15 protein-coding genes and 1 tRNA gene are annotated in these 19,992 nt (G+C 46.8%); 4 read left to right on the top strand and 12 right to left on the bottom strand.

Annotated features, from left to right (window positions below):
• Positions 1–3 precede the first annotated feature (3 nt).
• The 3 genes from RIG68_RS26530 to rpsA all read right to left on the bottom strand — a co-directional run bounded on the left by RIG68_RS26530 (position 4) and on the right by rpsA (position 3,715).
• Complete coding sequence (locus RIG68_RS26530; RefSeq protein WP_350129635.1) at positions 4–1,320, bottom strand: c-type cytochrome; 1,317 nt, start codon at positions 1,318–1,320, stop codon at positions 4–6.
• Positions 1,321–1,580: 260 nt separating this feature from the next.
• A tRNA-Cys gene (locus RIG68_RS26525) sits at positions 1,581–1,651 on the bottom strand.
• 108 nt (positions 1,652–1,759) lie between these two features.
• Positions 1,760–3,715 carry a 30S ribosomal protein S1 gene (rpsA, locus tag RIG68_RS26520; protein WP_151997361.1) on the bottom strand — a complete coding sequence of 652 codons (1,956 nt, stop codon included), beginning with the start codon at positions 3,713–3,715 and terminating at the stop codon, positions 1,760–1,762.
• Between the two features lie 254 nt (positions 3,716–3,969).
• Here rpsA and RIG68_RS26515 point away from each other — a divergent pair, with 254 nt between their 5' ends.
• Entirely contained in the window at positions 3,970–5,655 is a 1,686-nt protein-coding gene (locus tag RIG68_RS26515; RefSeq protein ID WP_350129632.1) for an amidohydrolase, read from the top strand.
• Between the two features lie 79 nt (positions 5,656–5,734).
• On the opposite strand, the gene RIG68_RS26510 is transcribed toward RIG68_RS26515, so the two are convergent.
• Positions 5,735–7,369, bottom strand: coding sequence for an FAD-dependent oxidoreductase (locus RIG68_RS26510; protein WP_350129629.1), 1,635 nt, complete (start codon positions 7,367–7,369; stop codon positions 5,735–5,737).
• A gap of 23 nt (positions 7,370–7,392) precedes the next feature.
• Entirely contained in the window at positions 7,393–9,066 is a 1,674-nt protein-coding gene (locus RIG68_RS26505; RefSeq protein WP_350129626.1) for an FAD-dependent oxidoreductase, read from the bottom strand.
• A gap of 166 nt (positions 9,067–9,232) precedes the next feature.
• Here RIG68_RS26505 and murB point away from each other — a divergent pair, with 166 nt between their 5' ends.
• Entirely contained in the window at positions 9,233–10,249 is a 1,017-nt protein-coding gene (gene murB / locus RIG68_RS26500; RefSeq protein WP_350129623.1) for a UDP-N-acetylmuramate dehydrogenase, read from the top strand.
• A 6-nt stretch (positions 10,250–10,255) separates the two neighbouring features.
• Here murB and RIG68_RS26495 read toward each other — a convergent pair whose 3' ends face one another.
• From RIG68_RS26495 to RIG68_RS26480, 4 genes are all read right to left on the bottom strand, one after another.
• A complete protein-coding gene (locus RIG68_RS26495) occupies positions 10,256–11,146 on the bottom strand; it encodes a carbon-nitrogen hydrolase (RefSeq protein WP_350129620.1) in 891 nt (296 codons plus the stop codon).
• Between the two features lie 20 nt (positions 11,147–11,166).
• Positions 11,167–12,186, bottom strand: coding sequence for an agmatine deiminase family protein (locus tag RIG68_RS26490; protein ID WP_350129617.1), 1,020 nt, complete (start codon positions 12,184–12,186; stop codon positions 11,167–11,169).
• A gap of 212 nt (positions 12,187–12,398) precedes the next feature.
• Positions 12,399–12,881, bottom strand: a complete 483-nt coding sequence (locus RIG68_RS26485; RefSeq protein ID WP_350129614.1) for a deoxycytidylate deaminase — start codon at positions 12,879–12,881, stop codon at positions 12,399–12,401.
• A 163-nt stretch (positions 12,882–13,044) separates the two neighbouring features.
• Positions 13,045–14,220: a PQQ-dependent sugar dehydrogenase gene (locus RIG68_RS26480; protein ID WP_350129611.1), complete on the bottom strand. Its 1,176-nt coding sequence runs from the start codon at positions 14,218–14,220 to the stop codon at positions 13,045–13,047.
• Positions 14,221–14,345: 125 nt separating this feature from the next.
• Here RIG68_RS26480 and RIG68_RS26475 point away from each other — a divergent pair, with 125 nt between their 5' ends.
• Positions 14,346–16,277, top strand: a complete 1,932-nt coding sequence (locus tag RIG68_RS26475; RefSeq protein WP_350129608.1) for an ABC-F family ATP-binding cassette domain-containing protein — start codon at positions 14,346–14,348, stop codon at positions 16,275–16,277.
• A gap of 1 nt (position 16,278) precedes the next feature.
• On the opposite strand, the gene RIG68_RS26470 is transcribed toward RIG68_RS26475, so the two are convergent.
• The gene (locus RIG68_RS26470) at positions 16,279–17,079 is read right to left on the bottom strand and encodes an ion transporter (RefSeq protein WP_350129605.1); all 801 of its coding nucleotides are present in this window, start codon (positions 17,077–17,079) and stop codon (positions 16,279–16,281) included.
• Between the two features lie 146 nt (positions 17,080–17,225).
• On the opposite strand from RIG68_RS26470, the gene RIG68_RS26465 reads away from it, so the two are divergent.
• The gene (locus tag RIG68_RS26465) at positions 17,226–17,810 is read left to right on the top strand and encodes a toxin-antitoxin system YwqK family antitoxin (RefSeq protein ID WP_350129602.1); all 585 of its coding nucleotides are present in this window, start codon (positions 17,226–17,228) and stop codon (positions 17,808–17,810) included.
• A gap of 4 nt (positions 17,811–17,814) precedes the next feature.
• Here the strand turns inward: RIG68_RS26465 and RIG68_RS26460 are convergent, their stop codons facing one another.
• Both RIG68_RS26460 and RIG68_RS26455 read right to left on the bottom strand, forming a co-directional pair.
• Positions 17,815–18,588, bottom strand: coding sequence for a hypothetical protein (locus RIG68_RS26460; protein ID WP_350129599.1), 774 nt, complete (start codon positions 18,586–18,588; stop codon positions 17,815–17,817).
• A gap of 8 nt (positions 18,589–18,596) precedes the next feature.
• Complete coding sequence (locus RIG68_RS26455; RefSeq protein WP_350129596.1) at positions 18,597–19,946, bottom strand: LVIVD repeat-containing protein; 1,350 nt, start codon at positions 19,944–19,946, stop codon at positions 18,597–18,599.
• Between the last annotated feature and the right edge of the window lie 46 nt (positions 19,947–19,992).

The raw sequence follows: 19,992 nt of genomic DNA, 5'->3' as shown, positions 1-19,992 counted from the left end.
CAATTAATAATGACACTTAGCACACTCCAAACCACCGTTGTCTTCGACGGTCATTGGCTTTTTGCTCTTCTTTTCGTGGAGCTCCACTAGTTTGTCATAATAAGCGTTATCCTTGGTATTTATTTGTGTTTCTCTATGGCAGTTGATACACCAGCCCATTGTTAACGGAGCGAACTGGTACACTACGTCCATTTCCTGAATCTCTCCATGGCAAGTCTGGCATTCAAGCCCTCCTACCTTCACGTGCTGCGAATGATTGAAATACGCCAGGTCGGGCAGGTTGTGCACCCTCACCCATTCGATCGGCTGATTGTTATCAATAGCATTGTATATTTTTTGAATTTCTGGAGACATGCCTGTTTGACCTCCCACGTTTTGAATCACTGTATGGCAATTCATACAAATATTGGGCGATGGGATGTTGGCTGACTTGCTGGTTCTCACCCCTGTGTGGCAATAGTTGCAGTCAATTTCCATTTGACCTGCGTGCAGCTTATGAGAGAATGCAATAGGTTGCGCAGGCTGGTATCCTTGCTGCACTCCGACAGTGAACAGACCGTCGATAACACTCTTAAGCACAATGGCTGTGAAAATAAATACAGCAAAGCCCATGAAGGTGTTTCCTTTGAGGGTCTTACCCAGGTCGAACCTGTTCTGAACGACGTCTTTGTCCGCTTCATCCAGGTCATCCTTTTGAGCAAGGTATTTTGTTAAAACTGAAACTATCAGCACAAGTACCAATAGGATCAAAGCCAACACTACCAGAAGGCCTATTAATATAATGTTGATATACTCTGATGGAACGCCTGAACCACCTCCCTGAGCTGCCTGACCGTCGGCCGTAGTAGTGGTAGGGTCAGCTGTTTCAGCCGGTTTTGTAGATTCCGCCTTCAAATAAGCAACAACTGATAAGATTTCTTCGTTTGAGAAATCAAACGAGGTCATTTGAGTCTTGTTGTACTCATTGTAAAGCTTAACGGCATAGTCGTCGCCGCTTTGGATTACCTTTTGGGAGTTCTGTACGAAGCTGATAATCCATGGCAAAGGTCTGCGAGTGTGAATATCACGCAAGGCCGGGCCCACAACCCGATCATTTATTGCGTGGCACACTGTACAGTTTTGTTTGAATAATGCTTCTCCGGCTGAGATAACCGCCGGGTCAGAAGGAATGCCATCGTCCGCTCCGCCTGATGCAGCTTCACCGTCCTGAGCAAACGCTACAGCAGCGGAGAATATTAATGCAACGAGGGATAGACAAAAGGTGCGGGTTAGGTGTCTGCTTTTTTCCTTGAAAGGAGAGAATTTTACAGGTTTTAGCATCTTTTGTGTTGTACCTTTTAGAGTCCTTGCAAATCTAATATGGGAGTCAATCTTTTCAAAAACTTATTTAGAGGTAAATTTTTGTCCGATTTTGAACTACTGTGCAATAATATCTAAAACCTTTGAATACCAATTAATTAAAAGGCCTTATCAATGAAAAAATGATCTATTTAGAATAATTTTAAATTAGGCCGGGATTGAACATTTTGAGGAGGGGTTAAAATAAGAAAAGAGAGGCAAATAGCCTCTCTTTTTTATTGAGGTCGAGAGCGGATTCGAACCGCTGTAGGAGCTTTTGCAGAGCTCTGCCTAGCCACTCGGCCACTCGACCATTTTTGGGACTGCAAATCTAGAAATTATCTATATCAGTCCAAATGTTTCAATGGTAAAACAATCAAAATAAAAAAAGGTGCCGAAGCACCTTTTTTCTATTCTTCAGTTATTCTGATTTCTCATCAGCGGCGTCGGCTTCATCAGCCTTGGCCTTTTTCGCTTTTGGCTTGGCTGCCTCAGCTGCAGGCTTTTCTTCAGCCTTGGCTTTCGCCGCTGGCTTTTCTTCCTCAGCCTTTGCTGCTGCCTTTGGCTTTGCTGCCTCTTTCTTAGGTGCAGTAGCCTTGCTTTCCATCTGCTCTTTCAATGCTGAAAGTGCTTCAAGGTCGCCAAGGGTTGTTTTCTCAGCATCTTTGTTGATTCTGTCAACAGCCTTCGACTTTCCTTTCACATCTTTCTTAGCAGGAGCAGCCTTTGGTCTTTCCTGAGGCTGTGGCTCGCTAAAGATAGCAGTATGAGAAAGAGCAATGCGCTTTTCATCTTTAGAAAACTCCATTACCATGAAGTCAAGTGTTTCTCCGGCTTCAGCAACTGATCCGTCTTCCTTAGTAAGGTTTTTGGTAGTTGAGAATCCTTCAAGACCGTAAGGCAATTCAAGGATCGCTCCTTTTTCGCTCTTATTGATGATCGTACACTTGTGAACAGATCCTCTGGTGAATACAGTTTCGAAAGTATCCCAAGGGTTTTCTTCAAGGTGCTTGTGGCTTAGCGCCAGTCTTCTGTTGTCAACGTCAAGTTCAAGAACAACTACTTCCAGCTCGTCCCCTACTTTCACGAATTCAGATGGGTGCTTGATCTTCTTAGTCCATGACAAGTCAGACACGTGCACAAGGCCGTCGATACCTTCTTCAAGCTCGATGAACAAGCCGAAGTTAGTCAGGTTACGAACCACGCCTTTGTGCTTGGTACCTACTGCATAGCTAACAATAAGGTCTTGCTTGGTCCATGGATCTTCAGAAAGCTGCTTGATACCAAGTGACATTTTGCGCTCGTCTCTGTCGATAGTCAACACAACCGCTTCGATTTCATCGCCAATGCTGATGAAGTCTTGAGGGTTGCGCAGGTGCTGAGACCATGACATTTCAGATACGTGGATCAAACCTTCAACGCCAGGAAGCAATTCAAGGAATGCACCGTAATCTGCTACGTTCACAATCTTGCCTTTCACTTTAGAGCCAATTTCGATCTCTTTGCCAAGTGAATCCCAAGGATGTGACGTAAGTTGTTTCATACCCAGAGAAATACGCTTCTTCTCATCATCGAAGTCAAGTACAACCACGTTGACTTTTGCGTCAAGCTGAAGTACTTCTTCCGGATGATTGATACGTCCCCAGGAGATATCAGTAATGTGCAACAGGCCGTCAACACCACCAAGGTCGATGAACACACCAAAGTTGGTCATGTTCTTGATCACACCTTCGAGTACCTGACCTTTTTCAAGGTTGTTCAGGATTTCAGCCTTTTGCTTCTCAAGATCTTTTTCGATCAATACTTTGTGAGATACTACCACGTTGTCGTTGGTGTAGTTGATCTTCACAACTTTCACTTCCATTTTCTTGCCAACGAACACATCGAAGTCACGAATTGGCTTCACATCAATTTGTGAGCCTGGAAGGAATGCCTCAACACCATAGATGTCCACGATAAGACCACCTTTAGTACGGCGTTTCACCATACCTTCGATTACTTCATCGTGCTCATAAGCGTGTTGGATGGTTTCCCATGCCTTAACGATTTTAGCTTTTCTTCTTGAAAGAACAAGCTGCCCGTTGGCATTTTCCTGCTCCTCAATATACACCTGTACTTCGTCACCAACTTTCAACTCAGGTCTGTCACGAAATTCAGACAGGGCCACAAGTCCGTCGGATTTGAAACCGATGTTAACGATTACGTCACGGTCAGTAATACCTACAACCGTTCCGTTGATCACTTCTTTTTCAGTGATCGAGTTAAGAGTGCCTTCATAGAGTTTCTCCATTTCGGCACGCTTTGATTTTGAATAGCCTTCGCCAAATCCTTTGGCTGACAAGCCTTCCCAATCAAATTCTACTGCTGTTTCTCCCATAAAAATAAAGGTCCAAAATTACACTGTTGCGGCAGGACCAGCCCACAACAATATTTAGTTTAAACTCATCCAGAATGCCCGGAAGCCCATTCACCCGAATGGGAGCGCAAAATTAGACATTTTTCACTAAGATTAAAAAATAGGTGTATTAATAATGCCTTAGTGCCTCCAGGTCAGGAATAATTCTTCTTTGAAAAGAGAAACATAAGTGAGTATTTCGAGCTTACTCAGTTTTAACCCATTTGTAAAAGTATATGAAACCAACCATTCTACTCATTGTTATCGGCCTGGCCTTTACAGCGTGCCAGGAAACCCCCAAGGCCGACATGGTCATTTGGGGAGGTAATATTTACACCGCCGTGGGCGGACAGAAGGCAGATGCTGTGGCTGTAACCGGCGACTCTATTATATATGTGGGTAGCAAAGATGGTGCTGAAGATATGGTGGGGCCGGAAACCCAGGTCATTAACCTTGAGGGCAAAACGATGACACCGGGTTTTATTGAATCTCATGCACACATTATGGGCGTGGGTTACAACCTGATGAACGTGGATTTGATGGCCACAACCAGTTATGAAGAGCTTGTGGCACAGGTGAAAAAAGCGGCAGACGAAACGCCGGAGGGCGAATGGATACTTGGCCGGGGCTGGCATCAGGACAAGTGGATAAAACCAGCAGAAAGAATGGTCGACGGCTTTCAAACACACCATTTGCTAAGTGAAGCGGTTCCGAATCACCCGGTGTTTCTTTCGCATGCGAGCGGGCATGCTGGTTTCGCCAATGCCAAAGCCATGGAGCTGGCGGGCATCACAAAAGATACTAAAACACCGGACGGTGGTGATATCTTCCGAGACATCAATGGCGAACCTACTGGGCTATTTAACGAGACAGCCCAGGGCCTTATTCGGGCTGCTATTCCTGAAACCACTATCGAAAAACAGCAAAGGGCGCTTGAGCTAGCTGTTGAGGCGTGTTTAGAATTGGGCATTACCAGTTTCCAAAACGCTGGAGCGGGCAAAGATGATATTGAGCTTTTCAAGCAGTTTGCTGAAGAAGGAAAACTCAAAATAAGGCTCTACACAATGTTGAGCGGGCATGACCAGGCTCTGCTGGAGGAATACTACGACAAGGGGCCTGAAATCGGGCTTGGCGACAATCACCTGACGGTTCGCTCAATCAAGCTCTACTCAGATGGTGCACTTGGTTCAAGAGGTGCCTGGCTGCTGGAAGAATACACCGACATGCCGGGGGTGTTTGGCCACAATGTGACGCCAATGGAAGAAATAGAGAAAGTGACCAACGAAGGGCTGGCCGCTGGCTTCCAGATTTGCACGCACGCCATTGGCGATCGGGGTAATCAGGAGGTACTGGATATCTATGAAGCCGCTCTGAAGAACAACCCCGAAAACGCCAAAGATTCACGGTTCAGGATTGAGCATGCACAACACCTCGACCTGGCCGACATCCCAAGGTTTGCAGAATTAGGGGTGATTGCGGCTATGCAAGCCATTCATATGTCGAGCGACAGACCCTGGGCTATCAACAGACTTGGGGAGAAAAGAATTGTAGATGGTGCCTATGTGTGGCAGAAGCTTTTGCAAGGTGGTGCCAAAGTGATCAACGGAACCGATGCTCCCGTGGAACCGCTTGCCCCACTCCCCTCCTTCTATGCGTCGGTGACTCGTAAAACGCTGAAAGGCACACCCGACGGCGGCTACGAAGCCGATCAGAAAATGACCCGGGAGCAGGCACTGATTTCCTACACACTGGATGCTGCTTACGGTGCTTTTGAGGAAGACATAAAAGGATCAATAGAAGTGGGTAAGCTGGCCGATTTCACCGTTTTTGATAAGGATATCATGACTATCGACGAAAAAAACATTCTTGATACTCAGGTGATGATGACCATTGTGGGCGGAGAGGTGCTGTTTGAAAAGTAAAAATTAACCCCGGCCAAAAGCCGGGGTTTAACCTCCACCTACCAAACTACTGAAACTTTCTTTTCAATTTCCTGGCACACTACGGATTCAGTCGCTGACCATCGTCGAGCAGTCGTTTTTTTAAAGCATCGTAGCTGACGGCCTGCACGTTTTGGTTATTATCGATAGCCAAAGCTGCCGCTGTGGCTGCTGACTGGCCCAGCACCATGAACACAGGCTCCATTCTGATTGAACCAAAAGCGATATGGCTGGCGGAAAGCGCCACAGGTACCAGCAGGTTGGTAGCCTGGTCTTTCTTCGGCACAATGGAACGGTAGGATATTGGATATGGAGGAAAACCTCCCACCTCTACATTGCCTTCATTTTTCACCATGCCATCCACTACTATGCGCTGACAGTTGTGGGAGTCCATGGTGTATGCAGCTAATCCTATGGGGTCAGTTATCACTTCCTCGCCTACACAGTTGGCTTGTGTCATGACGTATTCTCCGATCATACGGCGTACCTCTCTTACATAAAGCTGCGGCGACCAATTGCCATTGCTGGTGTATTCATCTTTGGGGTAGCCCCAGGTTTTCATTTCTTCCCGAAGTTCCGCTGGTACCCGTGGATCAGAAGCGTAGAAATAAAGCAACCCCTTTGTGTAGTCCACATGCTCTTTCACGATGGCCTCCCTCTCCTCGTAGCTAGCCTCTGGATAGGCATGACTCATACCGATCATGTCAGTAGAAAACGCACCCCTGTTGTTAATGTCTGTTTTCTCGTTGGGCATGTGACTCCAGATAAAATGGTTGTTCAGCTTCCTCCTGTCTGGCAAAGCCTCCAGGAGTCTTAACAGCAGTTCATATCTGCCTTGGTCATAGTCTTCCGGTTGAGTGATTGGTGCCATGTTTTCCGGATCAGTCGTAAGACAAATCCTAAAATTATAGGTCTGTACCAAATCGTCTCCACTGCCCTGCTCTTTTAAAGCAGCATCTGTGATGCCCCACAGCAAGCCACTTGAAGGATCTCCTTTGCTCACATAAGGATCGATACCGTCGGGGAATTGATGTCCATCCAATAACTGCACTCCGTTATAGGTCTCACCATAAACACTGTTAGCCTCACGGCCTACATGGTAGCTCACTCCTGCAGCGGCCATCAGGTCACCTTCGTAAGTGGCGTCGATAAACATTTTGGCTTCGTAGACTGTGCCGTCTTCCATCACAATTTGTTCAATGGCTGCACCATTCATTGTGACGCCGGTCTCTCTATTTAGTCTTTTGTACACCAGCTCAATCTTCTCTTTGGCTAGCATCTGTTCATAGACCGTCAAAGCAGCCGAAGGCTCGAAAGTCCACATGGTGGCTTCCCCCTCTTCGGTTCGTGTCTGCCCCCCGTCCATATATTCAGAAGGTTTCTGCCATTTCCAATGAGCGGTGTCGGCATAGTGAACCTTTATGTTCTGGTAAAACTCACGAGAGATTCCCCCAATCGCCTGCTTGTTTCCGATGTCAGTTTGGCCAAGCCCTCCTGTGGTCAAACCTCCGATCCGGCTGGTCGGCTCAATCAATACGACCTTCTTGCCCATTCTCGATGCCTGCAGGGCGGCAGCTATGCCGCCGGAGGTTCCTCCATAAACAACAATGTCGTATCCCGAAGATTGCTCCTCACTGGTGGGCGAAGAACAGGAAAAGGCGAAAATTGCGACAAGTATTAAGATGATGTTTTTCATGTAGATTGTAGTTATTCGGTTGTTTAGATGTCTTCCATTGTAAGCTTCTGAGTGTCTTTAATAAGTTGCGCCTTGAGCTTCTCATAGTCTACTCCCTGCACTGGTACCTTGTCAGCTATTGCCTGCACAGCGGCAGTGGCAGCACTCTGCCCCAGGATCATAAAAACAGGTTCCATTCTGATAGAACCAAAGGCAATATGGGTACTTGACACACAAACAGGCACCAACAGATTTTCACATTCACTTGCTTTTGGCACGATAGATCCATACGAAATGCTGTAAGGTTCTGGAGCATGAACTCCAATATCTCCTTCGTTCTGAACAAAGCCTTCATCCGTCACATACCGCTGTGAGTTGTGGGCATCGAGTGTGTAAGAGCCCATCCCGACTGGCTTAGGCACTACATTGTGATTGAGCACATCATGTTCTGTCATTACATGATCTCCTATCATGCGCCTTGCCTCCCGCACATATATTTGATGAGGCCAGTTGCCATTGTCGGTAAACTCATCCTTTGCCAGGCCCCACTGACTCATTTCGGCACGAACATCCTCGGGTACGTTGGGGTCATTGGCCAGGTAATACATTAGCCCCTGCTGGTACTTTTCGTGTTCGGCAATGATCTCCCTTCTTCTTGCATAGCTCGCTTCGGGGTAGTCGTAATTCATCCCGATAAAATCGGTACTGAAAGGGCCATGATTATTGGTGTCCGTTTTCCGATTAGGAATAGGGTCGAATTTCTGAAATGTTTCACCCCAGCCAGCGGCATACACCCTTGCAAGCAATTCGTACTTAGCCGGATCATAGCCTTCCGGTTTAGCAAAAGGCACCCGGTTGTCAGGGTGATTGCTCAGACACATACGAAAGCAATAGGCCTGAATCTTATGGTCACCAGAACCATTTGGCCCCGGGGCATCTTCAGAAATGTAAGGAAGAAGTCCGCTGGTTGAATCTCCCGGAATCACATAAGGATCAACGTTCTCTTTAAAATAGTGGCCATGGTGAAATACACCCGCCTGAACGCCATTCCACTCTTCACCATATACGCTATTGGCCTCACGGCCTACATGAAAGCTAACACCTGCACTAGCCATGAGGTCGCCCTCATAAGTGGCGTCGATGAACATCTTCCCGGTAAATGCTTTACCGCTAAGCGTTTTGAAAGAAATAATCCTACCATTTTCCTTCACCAAGCCGCCTTCCCGGTCAAGCCATTCGTCTCTGTAAATTTCGATTTCATTTTCAGCGATAAAATCTTCAAATACATTCTCGGCAGCATGAGGTTCAAATATCCACATGGTTCTTGAGTTGCCATCGATGGCTGGCGTTCCCTGCCCTTTGTTGCCATACTCCGACTGTAGCTGCCATTGCCAGGAGTCGGGTTTTTGGTAGTGCTGGTAGAGCCGGTGGTAAAATTCTCTTGACAAGCCTCCTATCACTTCTTTTCTGCCAGTGTCAGTGAAGCCCAGACCACCAGACGACAGTCCTCCGAGGTGGATATCGGGAGACACAATAATGACCGTCTTTCCCATTTTCTTGGCCTGTACGGCGGCGGTTACGGCTGCGGAGGTGCCGCCGTAAATGATAATATCAGCCTTGTACACTCCGGTTGGGGTATCACATGCACTTACTAGCAGGACAGTGATCAAAAAAACACTGCGTGTTAGGCATAATTTGCGGCTTAGGAATACTGTCATTTTAAAAATGTTTGATGTGACGATGTATGCATTAGGGAATGATCTTGGAATAAACCCAATTTCAAGTTTTTTCAGACTTACACCAATGGTTCTGCTGCAAGTGGTAAAAACTTATCCCTTCTATAGATGCGGATGATAGTTAAGCTTTCCTAATTTTAGGTTCGCTATGAAAATCGAAGAAAATAAGAGTTTACATCCCTATCACACGTTTCACCTTGATATCAGAGTCAAATATTTCACTGAAGCCAAATCGGTTGACGAGCTAAAGGAAATCATCAATTCAGAGATTTTCAAAAGTAATTCTCACCTAATTCTTGGTGGTGGCAGCAACGTTCTGTTCACGAAAGATTTTGAGGGTCTGGTAGTAAAACTTTCGTTGCCAGGTGTTCAGGTTCAAAAAGAAAGTCAGGATGAGGTCATTATAAAAGTAGGAGCAGGCGTGGTGTGGCACGAGTTGGTGATGCATTCAGTGGCGAAGGGATGGGGAGGCATCGAAAACCTATCGCTGATCCCCGGCACGGTCGGGGCTGCACCTATGCAAAACATTGGGGCTTATGGCGTAGAGATCAAAGATGTATTTCGCAGCCTGGAAGCCATAGAGATTGAGACAGGTAAAACGAGAACTTTTAGCAAGGATGAATGTGAGTTTGGCTACCGGGAAAGTGTTTTCAAGAAGGCAGTAAAAGAAAAGTTCATCATTACATCAGTCACTTTTGCACTTCAAAAAGAGGCTAAAGTCAATACAACTTACGGCGCCATTGACGAGACGTTAGCAAGCTGGAATATCCAAGAGCCCACTATAGCCGATGTGAGCAAGGCTGTCATTTACATCCGCCAATCTAAGCTTCCCAACCCTGATGAAATTGGCAACGCAGGAAGCTTTTTTAAAAATCCCACTATATCAGGAGAGGCTTATGAGCGGCTCAGAACTGAGTATTCGGACATGCCAGGCTATCCGCAGGAAGACGGCGCCATGAAAGTACCTGCTGGATGGTTGATAGAAAAAGACGGATGGAAGGGAAAAACTATCGGGCAAATTGGCGTACATAAAAACCAGGCACTGGTGCTGGTGAACTATGGCAACGGCAGTGGGCACGACATCTGGGAGCTGGCCCAGCAAATACAGGCTTCTGTAAAAAAGCGATTTGGTATTGAACTGTCGGCCGAAGTGAATATTGTATAGGCTAATCTATTTGCCCCACCGCTTCACAATGTCTCCATAAGCATCAATTCTTCTGTCTCTGAAGAAAGGCCAAATCCTGCGCACATCCTCCGCCCTACCCAGGTCAACATCCAGCACCACATTTTCTGCCAGATCGGACGGACTTACATACAAAAACTCTCCCTGTGGGCCGGCTACGAAGCTATGCCCCCAGAACCGACTACCGCTACCCACACCGCTAAAGTCGGGTTCAAAACCCACCCTGTTCACACTCACTACCGGCAAGCCATTGGCCACAGCATGGCCTCTCTGAGAAATGATCCAGGCGTCCTGCTGCCGCTTTTGTTCCTCTTTGGTATCATGCGGATCCCAGCCAATGGCTGTAGGGTAGATCAGCAAGTCAGCACCCGCCATCGCCATCAGTCTCGCTCCTTCAGGATACCACTGATCCCAACAAACCAATACTCCCAGCTTTCCAACAGAAGTTTCCACTGGATTGAAGCCCATGTCACCTGGAGTGAAGTAGAATTTTTCGTAGTAACCGGGGTCGTCAGGAATGTGCATTTTGCGGTAGGTTCCAGCAATGGTTCCGTCTTTTTCCAGCACCACTGCCGTGTTGTGATACAAGCCAGGCGCTCTTTTCTCAAACAGAGAAGTTACCAACACAATGCCAAGCTCCTTCGCAATGGCTCCAAACTCATCAGTAGACGGGCCAGGAATGCTTTCGGCCATATCGAACCGGTTCACGTCCTCAGCCTGGCAAAAGTACACGCCGGTATGCAGCTCTTGCAGCACCACCAATTGTGCACCTCTTCTGGCACATTCCCTTATGCCGGCAATGCTCTTAGCCACATTGTCTTTTCTCACTTCGGAGCAAGATTGCTGCACGTAGCCAACTTTCAGTATTTTCTCTGCCATAGTTTTTCTGGTTTTGAAATCTATACAACTACTCCCACAGGGTATTGCATGGTTACACAATGTAAGGAGCCATGCTGGAGGATCAAAGGCCTGCAATCGATCCCCACAATTTCGTGCTGAGGAAAGGTCTTTTGAATGATAGCTGCTGCCTCCTGATCTTTAGGCGAACGGTAAAACGGAACCAAAACGGCCCCATTGATGATGAGGTAGTTAGCATACGTAGCAGGTAGGCGGTTACCATCATCGTCAAATGCCACATCGGCCATTGGCAAAGGTACCAGTTCATAAGGCATACCTTTCGAATTGGTCAGGTTTTGCAACTCAGCCTCCATTTTTTTCAACGCCTGGTAGTGTTCATCGGCGGTGTCGTCGCATTTCACATACAGTATTTTGTTGCCAGGCACCAACCTCGCCAGTGTGTCAATATGTGAGTCGGTATCGTCGCCGGCCAGGTACCCGTTATTCAGCCAAAGAACCCTGGTTACACCAAGCAACTCCTTCAGTTTGTCCTCCACTTCCTGCTGCGATAGGTGTGGGTTTCTGTTGGGAGAAAGCAAGCACTCAGTGGTTGTGAGCAACATCCCAGCTCCGTCAGATTCAAAGGAGCCTCCTTCGAAAGCCAGACCAGCGTGCTTCATTGGCACCTTTCCAAAAATTCCTTCTTTGTGAAGTCTCCCGGAAATCAGGTTGTCCTTGTCGGCAGCAAACTTCAATCCCCAGCCGTTGAAAACGAAATCCAGCAAAACCGGTTTTCCGTCCTCCTCAATGCTGATAGCACCATGGTCTCTGGCCCAGGTATCGTTGGTCGGCAGCTCTACCAAAATCAGGTTCGCTGACTCCGCACCAATCTGCTTTCGCACAGCCTTACTGTCTTTGCATACCACCACCAGCTTTTGTCTTTTCAATATCTCTCTTGCAATGGCTACAAAGCAAGGCACCACAATGTCCATGTCCTCAGCCCAATCGCTCTCTTCATGTGGCCATGTCAACTGCACCGCACTTTGCGGTTCCCATTCTGCCGGAAGGCGTCTGTTTATCATGGTGCAAATATAGATTTCTGGAAATTAAATGAAGAAGAAACAGGGAGCATCAAATAACAAATAACAAGCATCAAAACTCAAATAAACACCAAGAGAAGCAGCACAAAGCTCCAAAAAACTGCACAATATGGTTTGCGATGACAGTTGCGAGTTTGTTATTTTGAGCCTTGGAGCTTATTTGAAATTTGAGTTTTGAATCTTTGAGAGTTAAACTAGATCATGTGCGTGACGTTGGTCAACGTGCCCTCGTACTTCACAGCTTCCACACCGAACCTCCTAAGAAAGTCTATCCCTTCGTCGTTGGGAATACCCTTGTGTTCGGCGTACGACTTGAGGTAAATCACTTTTGAAATGCCCATGGTGTAGATAATCCTTGCGCAGGAAAGACATGGGGACAGCGTGACGTAAATGGTGGCACCGTCAACCGTCGCCTTATTTTTCACTGCGTATAGTATTGCATTCTGCTCGGCATGAATCGCCAATGAGCAGCCGCCTTTCGAATCCCGGGGGCAGCCTACCTCCGGCCACTCCAGATCGCAGTTGTGCGTGCCAGCTGGCGGCCCATTGTAACCTATAGAAATAATCCTGGTTTCCTTGGTAAGCACAGCCCCCACATGCCGCTTGATACAATGAGACCGCTTGGCAAGGTTCACTGCCAATTCCATATAAATGTCGTCAAATGCGGGTTTTTCCATCAGGATGGGGGCCTTGCCAGGTTTTGAACTTTTACCGGAGATATTTGGTTTAATTAACACTGATTGAACACCTTACATTTCTGTAAGGTCAAATCTTTTGGTTTAGGTTAGGTGGTGAAAGGAGGTACTAAGTACCTCCTTTTCATTTTAACTTCTTTGCCGCTCAGGCCTTGTAGGTAACTCTGTAAATCACCCCAGCCTTGTCATCAGATATAAGCAATGAACCGTCAGGCATTACCTGTACGTCTACCGGACGCCCCCAGGCTTCCTGCTCTTCTTCATCAAGCCAGCCATCTGCAAAAGTTGAATAATTAACGGCTTTGCCGTTTTCTACTTTCACCAACCCTATTCTGTAACCAGACTTCTTGCTCCTGTTCCATGAGCCATGTTGCGCTATGAAAATACTGCCCTTGTACTCTGCAGGAAACATGTCGCCATTATAGAATCTAAGACCGAGCGGCGCTACGTGAGCACCAAGCTTTTGAGCTGGAGCTACGAAGTCAGAACAAGAAAATTTGGATCCGAACTCCGGGTCAGAGATATCTCCGGCGTGGCAGTAAGGGTAGCCAAAGTGCATCCCAGCCTCCGTGGCTTTGTTTAGTTCGCAGTCGGGCATGTCATCACCCAGCATGTCTCTGCCATTGTCGGTAAACCACATATTGCCTTCAGCATCCCAGGTCATGCCTACAGTGTTTCTCACACCTCTGGCAAAAATCTCACGGCCCGTACCATCCGGGTTCATTCTGGTGATGGTGGCGTAAATTTCTTTCTCGCTTTCGCAAATGTTGCAAGGAGCGCCAACTGGAACATATAGCTTGCCGTCAGGGCCAAAAGCGATGTATTTCCAGCCATGATGCTCGTCGGTCGGGTAGTCGTCATAAACAACAACCGGCTCACCTACGGCTTCAAGATTTGCCTCCACATTTGGGTATTTCAAAAGTCTGCTGATCTCACCAACGTACAAATCACCATCTTTGAAAGCTACCCCGTTAGGTGTCTTCAGGCCAGAAGCGACAACAAATGTCTTATCCGCTTTGCCGTCCTTGTCGGTGTCCTGAATGGCGTATATTTTATCTCCACCCCGGTTACCTACATATATCGTCCCACTCGGACTGATCGCCATGGACCTGGCATTATCTATGCCACTGGCATAAATTGAAATTTCAAAGCCCTCTGGCAGATTAATCTTACTAAGGCTGTCGCCATCATTAGTGGTTGCAGTATCAATGACCTCCTCTGCTGTGGCGGCCTCCTTATTTGACTCACCGCAAGAAGAAATTGCAACTGACAATACACCTATTACAAGGTAAAAAGCTAGTCGAATTGGTTTCAATATCATGATTAGAGTTGTTTTTTCAATCTGAACACATAGTTAGCCAATTTGGTTGAGAAATAACCTGAAAATTGACAAAAGGTCTTGGCCAAAACTTTCGTTATTCGTCGTAAGGGCTCTAAATTTGCCGAATGATCTCAATCAATAATTTGAATTACAATATTGGCTCAAGAGTGCTTTACGACGGAGCCAACCTGCATATAAAACCCAAGGACAAAATAGGGCTTATCGGTCTTAACGGAACGGGTAAGTCTACACTGCTCAAAATGATTGTTGGTGACCTTACTATCGACGGTGGGGACATCAGCCAGAGTAAGGACTGCACCATTGGCTTTCTTAACCAGGATCTCCTCTCCTACCAGTCAGCCGAACCCATTTTGGATGTGGCAATGAAAGCCTTCGCCGAGGCTGTCGACATTCACCACAAAATTGACAAGGTGCTGGCTGAAATGGAAGCCAATTACAGCGACGACCTGGTAACGAAGCTTACCAAACTTCAGGAAAGATTCGAGGCACTGGATGGCTATGCTATTCAATCAAAGGCCGAAGAAATATTGGAGGGCATTGGCTTTAGCACCAAAGACCTTACCAGACCGCTAAAGGAGTTCTCCGGCGGCTGGAGAATGAGGGTGATGCTGGCAAAGCTGCTGCTTGAAAAGCCTTCCCTGCTCATGCTTGACGAACCTACCAACCACCTCGACCTTCCGTCCATTCAATGGGTAGAAAGCTACCTGAAAACCTATGAAGGAGCGGTGATTGTGGTTTCTCACGACAGGCATTTCATCAACAACACGGTAAACACGATTGTGGAGGTAAGCAATGGCAAACTCAATCTTTACAGCGGCAATTATGACTTTTACCTGCAAGAGAAGGAGCTGAGAAACGAAATTCAAAAGAATGCTTTTGAGAACCAGCAGCAAAAGATCAAGCAGACGGAGAAGTTCATTGAGCGATTCAAGGCCAAGGCTACCAAAGCCCGCCAGGTGCAGAGCCGTGTGAAGGCACTGGACAGAATGGATAAGATCGACGATGTGCTGGATGAAAACGCCAAAGTCAACTTTCGCTTCAACTTCAATAAACCCAGCGGACGCCATGTGATTCAGCTCACCGATGTATCCAAAAGCTACGGCGATCTCGTCATTCTCAAAAACACCAATGCTCACATCGAGCGAGGCGATAAAATTGCTTTGATCGGAGCCAACGGCAAAGGAAAGTCCACTCTGCTGCGCATCATCGCCGGCACGGACAAGGTGAATGGCAAGAGGGAAGAAGGCTACAACGTTATCAAGTCGTTCTACGCACAGCACCAGTTGGAGGCCTTGAACATCGAGTACGAGATTCTCGAAGAAATGAAAGCTTCAGGAACAGACAAAACGGAAATGCAACTGCGAAGCGTGCTGGGCTGTTTCCTTTTCTCCGATGAAGACGTTTTCAAGAAAATTAAAGTCCTTTCCGGAGGTGAGAAATCAAGAGTAGCGCTGGCCAAAACGTTGATTTCTGAAGCCAACTTCCTACTGCTTGATGAACCTACTAACCACCTCGACATTCAGTCGGTCAACATCCTCATTCAGGCGCTGCAGCAGTATGAGGGAACGTTTATTGTCGTATCCCACGACCGCTACTTTGTGACAGAAATCGCCAATAAAATCTGGTACATCGAAAACAACGAAATAAAGGAGTACCCAGGCACCTATGAGGAGTATATGTGGTGGAAGGAGAAGCAAGCGGCAGTGGTGCCCTCCGTGCGGCCCCAGGTGAAAAAAGAGGAACCTAAGCCAAAACCAGCGCCGAGCCAGGTCAATAACCTATCGATGGAGACCCAGAAGGAGCTAAAAGCCCTGCGCAAAAAACTGGATGGAATAGAAAACGAAATTCTCGAAACCGAGCTAAAGATCGAAGAAGCAGAAAAAGAGCTTGCCTCGCCCGAGGTATTCGAATCGCCCGATGCTCTGGCCCAAAGCAACGAAAAATACCAGCTAATCAAAGCAGAACTTGAAAAGCTAAATGATCAATGGGAAGAAACCGGAATAAAAATTGAAGAACTAGAGAAGCAATTGGCCTGATTCAGCCCTTCACTTTTTTCTCAATTCTTGCCACCTGAGCTTTAAGCTCCTCCAGAAGGTGCTGAAGCTCCACATTTTCTTCATGCACAAACTCTTTGAGCTTTCGCTCTTCCTCGGCTATATCATGCTGGTGTAGCTCATTCATGGTGTTCACCACAATGGCGATAAAAATATTGAGCGTAGTGTACGTGGCAAGAAGTATGAATGGAACGAAAAAGACCCAGGCATTTGGGATCTGCTCCATCACAGGCCTCGCTATTCCAGAAGCCCAGCTTTCCAATGTCATGACCTGAAACAGCGTGAACATGGAGGCCCCCAGGTTGCCGAACCACTGAGGAAACTGCTCTCCGTAAAGACTCGTACCAATAACAGCGAAAATGTAAAAGATAATCATTACCAGCACACCTATCCAGCCAATGCTGGGGATCGACTTTAGCAGGGCCTCAATAATGATCCTCAGCTTCGGTACATTCTTCAGTAGTCTGAGTGTACGAAGAATCCTGAGCGTACGGAGAATAGACAAATTACCGGCTGAGGGGATCAGTGCAAGCAGCACGATGGAAAGGTCAAAAATATTCCAGGCTTCGCCAAAGAATTTGGCCCGGTACACCCCCAGCTTCACCAATAGCTCGACCACAAAAACTCCTAAAATAACTTCATCGAGCAGGTAAAGCCAATCTCCGGTAAAAGCCATTATGGCGGGAGATGTTTCAAGTCCAATTGTGATTGAATTCAGTACGATAAGTCCTATGATGAAATACTGAAAACGATCACTTTCAAGAATCTTCTTTACTTTTTCCACGCTGCAAACTCTTTAATATTCAACATGCACTAAGCGGATGCAAAAGTAATTTCAAAAACTGAATCATAAACGCATTTCTTGTAAAATACATGTTTTGTTAAAGGGAACTTCTTTTTATTTTTCGATCTGAAAAAATCTGATCAAAAATGAAGGCAACTATTATCAATTCCGTCTTTCTTGCAGGACTTTTTCTTGGTTGTTCGCAATCACAAACTGTGAGTGACGGCCCCGCATTTGCTGACCTGCCTCCCAGCGCAGTACGCACACCCTACCCCGGCGATGAATCTCTTGTGAAAGTACACGTGCTCGACATCAATGATAAGATAATAGCGGAGGGTGACTACCTGAATGGGCAAAAGGAAGGCAGCTGGACTGAATACTATCCGACAGGCGTGGTAAAATTGGTTACAAGCTATGTGAAAGGCAAAAAGCAAGGTCCCCAGGTGATTGTAGATGAAAACGGGCAGGTGACTGAAAAGGCCTACTTTCATGATGGGCAATTGCATGGCACCTATGTTAAATTCAACAGAAAAAACATAAAGGAAGAACGTGCCTATCAGTTCGGTAAGCTAAATGGCATGCTCAGACTCTATCACGACAATGGCAATCTGATGGAGGAGAGCCCCTACGAGAATGGCGTGAGGGAAGGCATTGCGAAGTGGTACAATACCGACGGCGAGGTAACAATCGAATACCTGTACAGAAATGGGGAGTGGATCAAAGACGAATGAGGTCTTAGAAAGCCATTGACACTCCGAAGTACACTCTTCGGATAGTTCTGGCTATGTTTTCGAAACCGCCTGTTGTTCCCCACCAATTGGGGATACTGGCCTCTGAATAAATGTTCTGGATTTTATACCCAGACTTCAAATACACTGCGTTGTTCCGACCGGCAATTTTTAACCCCCCTCCAATATGCCACAAAAAGCCACCTCTCACTTTATCGTAATTTCCCCAGTCGTTCGACCTCGCCCACCCAAGCCCATAGCCTACGTTTGAGAAATAGAAAGGAGTTACCCGGCTTCGATAAAGGTCGCCTGTGAGACTCAAAAACACCGGCATGATCCTGAAATCACCCGCCTGCTGGTAGCCAACACCGATGCCCGGCTGCAAAAACCGGTTGACAACATAGGCATGGTTTGTTTCAAGATACAAATACGGCGAAGCAGGATTCCACTGGTTGGCCTTTCCAAAATCGAGGCCGAACTCAGCTGAATGCCAAAACATCCCTTTGGTTGGCATTTTAAGAGAGTGTATAATTTTAGTGTTCATCACTCTGTCGGCATCCACTACCAGGGTGTCTCCAGTTGTCCGGAGAAAAACAAAATCCCCTGCCGCATTGTATTCAAGCACTTTGCCCCGCACCACGCCAATTTTCTCTATTCTGGCCTTGTCCTTCACCTGCATCTGCGCTGCGAGGTGCCCCGGCACAAAAAAATAAAAGAGACAGCTCCACAGGAGCCATCCCTTCCGGTTGAAAATGATATTTTTGATAGTATGATTGCTCATCACACAGGCTACAAAGCCAGCACGGGTATCGTGCTCAACAATTCAAGCTTTCCTTCACAGTCATACTCATACTGGTACAAGCCGTCCGCTCCGATCATCATCAGCACTCCATTGAGTGGAATAACATCAAAAGCATGCATATTGGTGTAGTTGGCCACGAGATGATCGTCTATGGCGGTCAGATCAGTTTTATCAAAAAGCTTGAGGCCAAACTCTCCTTCGCAAATGAACAGGCATTTGCCATCTACACCAAGTCCATGCGGGTTTTGCATAGGGTAGGTCTGAAACGACTTTGGGTTTCTCAGATCAGATATGTCGACAATTTCGAGCTGATTGGTGAAACCCTGACAAGCGTTGCCCGACCTTAGTGTTACATAGGCATAGTCGCCTTCCACTACCACTGGGTCGCAGCTTTGAATGTGCTGGTAGGTTGAAAGATGCTCCGGCGCTTCCGGGTTCACATTGTCATAAATGTGCATGCCGTTATTGGCACCAATAAACAACTTATCTTCATAGGGAAACAGTGTCTCTATTCCCCAGCCAATGTCTACCCTGGCACCAGCCTGCGGGTCGCCAAGTTGCGTGATGTCGAAAAGATACAGCGAACTAGCGTCGATAGTGTAGAGGAAGTCTTCATAAATGGCAAACCTGGCCATTGATCCACCAACACCGGCAGCAGTGGTAGCCGGGGCGTTGCTTGTGGAGTTCGCCATCAAAGTGGCCCCGCCAGATGAATTAAACTTCACAAAAGAAGCATCGGCAGCTTCAGCATAAAAGAAAATATCTCCTCCCCCATTCGAAGCGCAATCCATTTCAGTAACCTCCTCAATTGTAGCCTCTTCATATGAAGTAATAACCCCTTGCCAGGAGTCAAAATTGAATGGAAGGTTACTAAACTCCTGAAAAGCCCCCTCTACCCTCTTCACCATTTTGACATCGTTCACATTCGAGATGTCAAACACCAGCAGGTCGATATAGCTGTCGGCATACAGGTAATTTCCCTTGGCAGCCATATCAAAGTTACCCGGAATGGTAACGAACGACAACTGACTGGGTGACGATGGGTTCGTATTGTCGATAATGTGAATGCCCTCACCTACTTCGTTGATGAAAAGAATGCCTTCCTTGAAGTAAATCTTTCCAGGCTGGTTAACAGATTGAGGAGCGCCGAAAGCTACTGCGCTTCTTATTTCATCCGTTGTGGTGTATACAGGTTTGAAGTACGTATACGACCTGTCTACTTCACAGGTGTCGGTGCAACCGGTTGACAGAAGACCCATGACAATCAATATCACAATTGACGTAAAGGTAATTCTGGCAATGTCTCTAACTTCGTGGGGGTGAAATTCTGTATTCATATACTAAAAGAATAGGTATGATAAAATGACACCGTTGTATAGCGAT

Origin of the sequence: Imperialibacter sp. (assembly GCF_040222385.1) — a bacterium.
GTDB lineage: Bacteria > Bacteroidota > Bacteroidia > Cytophagales > Cyclobacteriaceae > Imperialibacter.
This window is presented reverse-complemented; position numbering and strand designations above follow the sequence as displayed.

What these genes read in the sequence shown, in the direction of transcription:
- RIG68_RS26505 (WP_350129626.1), bottom strand. Translation starts at nt 9,066, where the DNA reads ATGACAGTATTCCTAAGCCGCAAATTATGCCTAACACGCAGTGTTTTT.
- RIG68_RS26485 (WP_350129614.1), bottom strand. Translation starts at nt 12,881, where the DNA reads ATGGAAAAACCCGCATTTGACGACATTTATATGGAATTGGCAGTGAAC.
- RIG68_RS26495 (WP_350129620.1), bottom strand. Translation starts at nt 11,146, where the DNA reads ATGGCAGAGAAAATACTGAAAGTTGGCTACGTGCAGCAATCTTGCTCC.
- RIG68_RS26510 (WP_350129629.1), bottom strand. Translation starts at nt 7,369, where the DNA reads ATGAAAAACATCATCTTAATACTTGTCGCAATTTTCGCCTTTTCCTGT.
- rpsA (WP_151997361.1), bottom strand. Translation starts at nt 3,715, where the DNA reads ATGGGAGAAACAGCAGTAGAATTTGATTGGGAAGGCTTGTCAGCCAAA.
- RIG68_RS26460 (WP_350129599.1), bottom strand. Translation starts at nt 18,588, where the DNA reads ATGAGCAATCATACTATCAAAAATATCATTTTCAACCGGAAGGGATGG.
- RIG68_RS26530 (WP_350129635.1), bottom strand. Translation starts at nt 1,320, where the DNA reads ATGCTAAAACCTGTAAAATTCTCTCCTTTCAAGGAAAAAAGCAGACAC.
- RIG68_RS26480 (WP_350129611.1), bottom strand. Translation starts at nt 14,220, where the DNA reads ATGATATTGAAACCAATTCGACTAGCTTTTTACCTTGTAATAGGTGTA.
- RIG68_RS26490 (WP_350129617.1), bottom strand. Translation starts at nt 12,186, where the DNA reads ATGATAAACAGACGCCTTCCGGCAGAATGGGAACCGCAAAGTGCGGTG.
- RIG68_RS26455 (WP_350129596.1), bottom strand. Translation starts at nt 19,946, where the DNA reads ATGAATACAGAATTTCACCCCCACGAAGTTAGAGACATTGCCAGAATT.
- RIG68_RS26465 (WP_350129602.1), top strand. Translation starts at nt 17,226, where the DNA reads ATGAAGGCAACTATTATCAATTCCGTCTTTCTTGCAGGACTTTTTCTT.
- RIG68_RS26515 (WP_350129632.1), top strand. Translation starts at nt 3,970, where the DNA reads ATGAAACCAACCATTCTACTCATTGTTATCGGCCTGGCCTTTACAGCG.
- RIG68_RS26475 (WP_350129608.1), top strand. Translation starts at nt 14,346, where the DNA reads ATGATCTCAATCAATAATTTGAATTACAATATTGGCTCAAGAGTGCTT.
- murB (WP_350129623.1), top strand. Translation starts at nt 9,233, where the DNA reads ATGAAAATCGAAGAAAATAAGAGTTTACATCCCTATCACACGTTTCAC.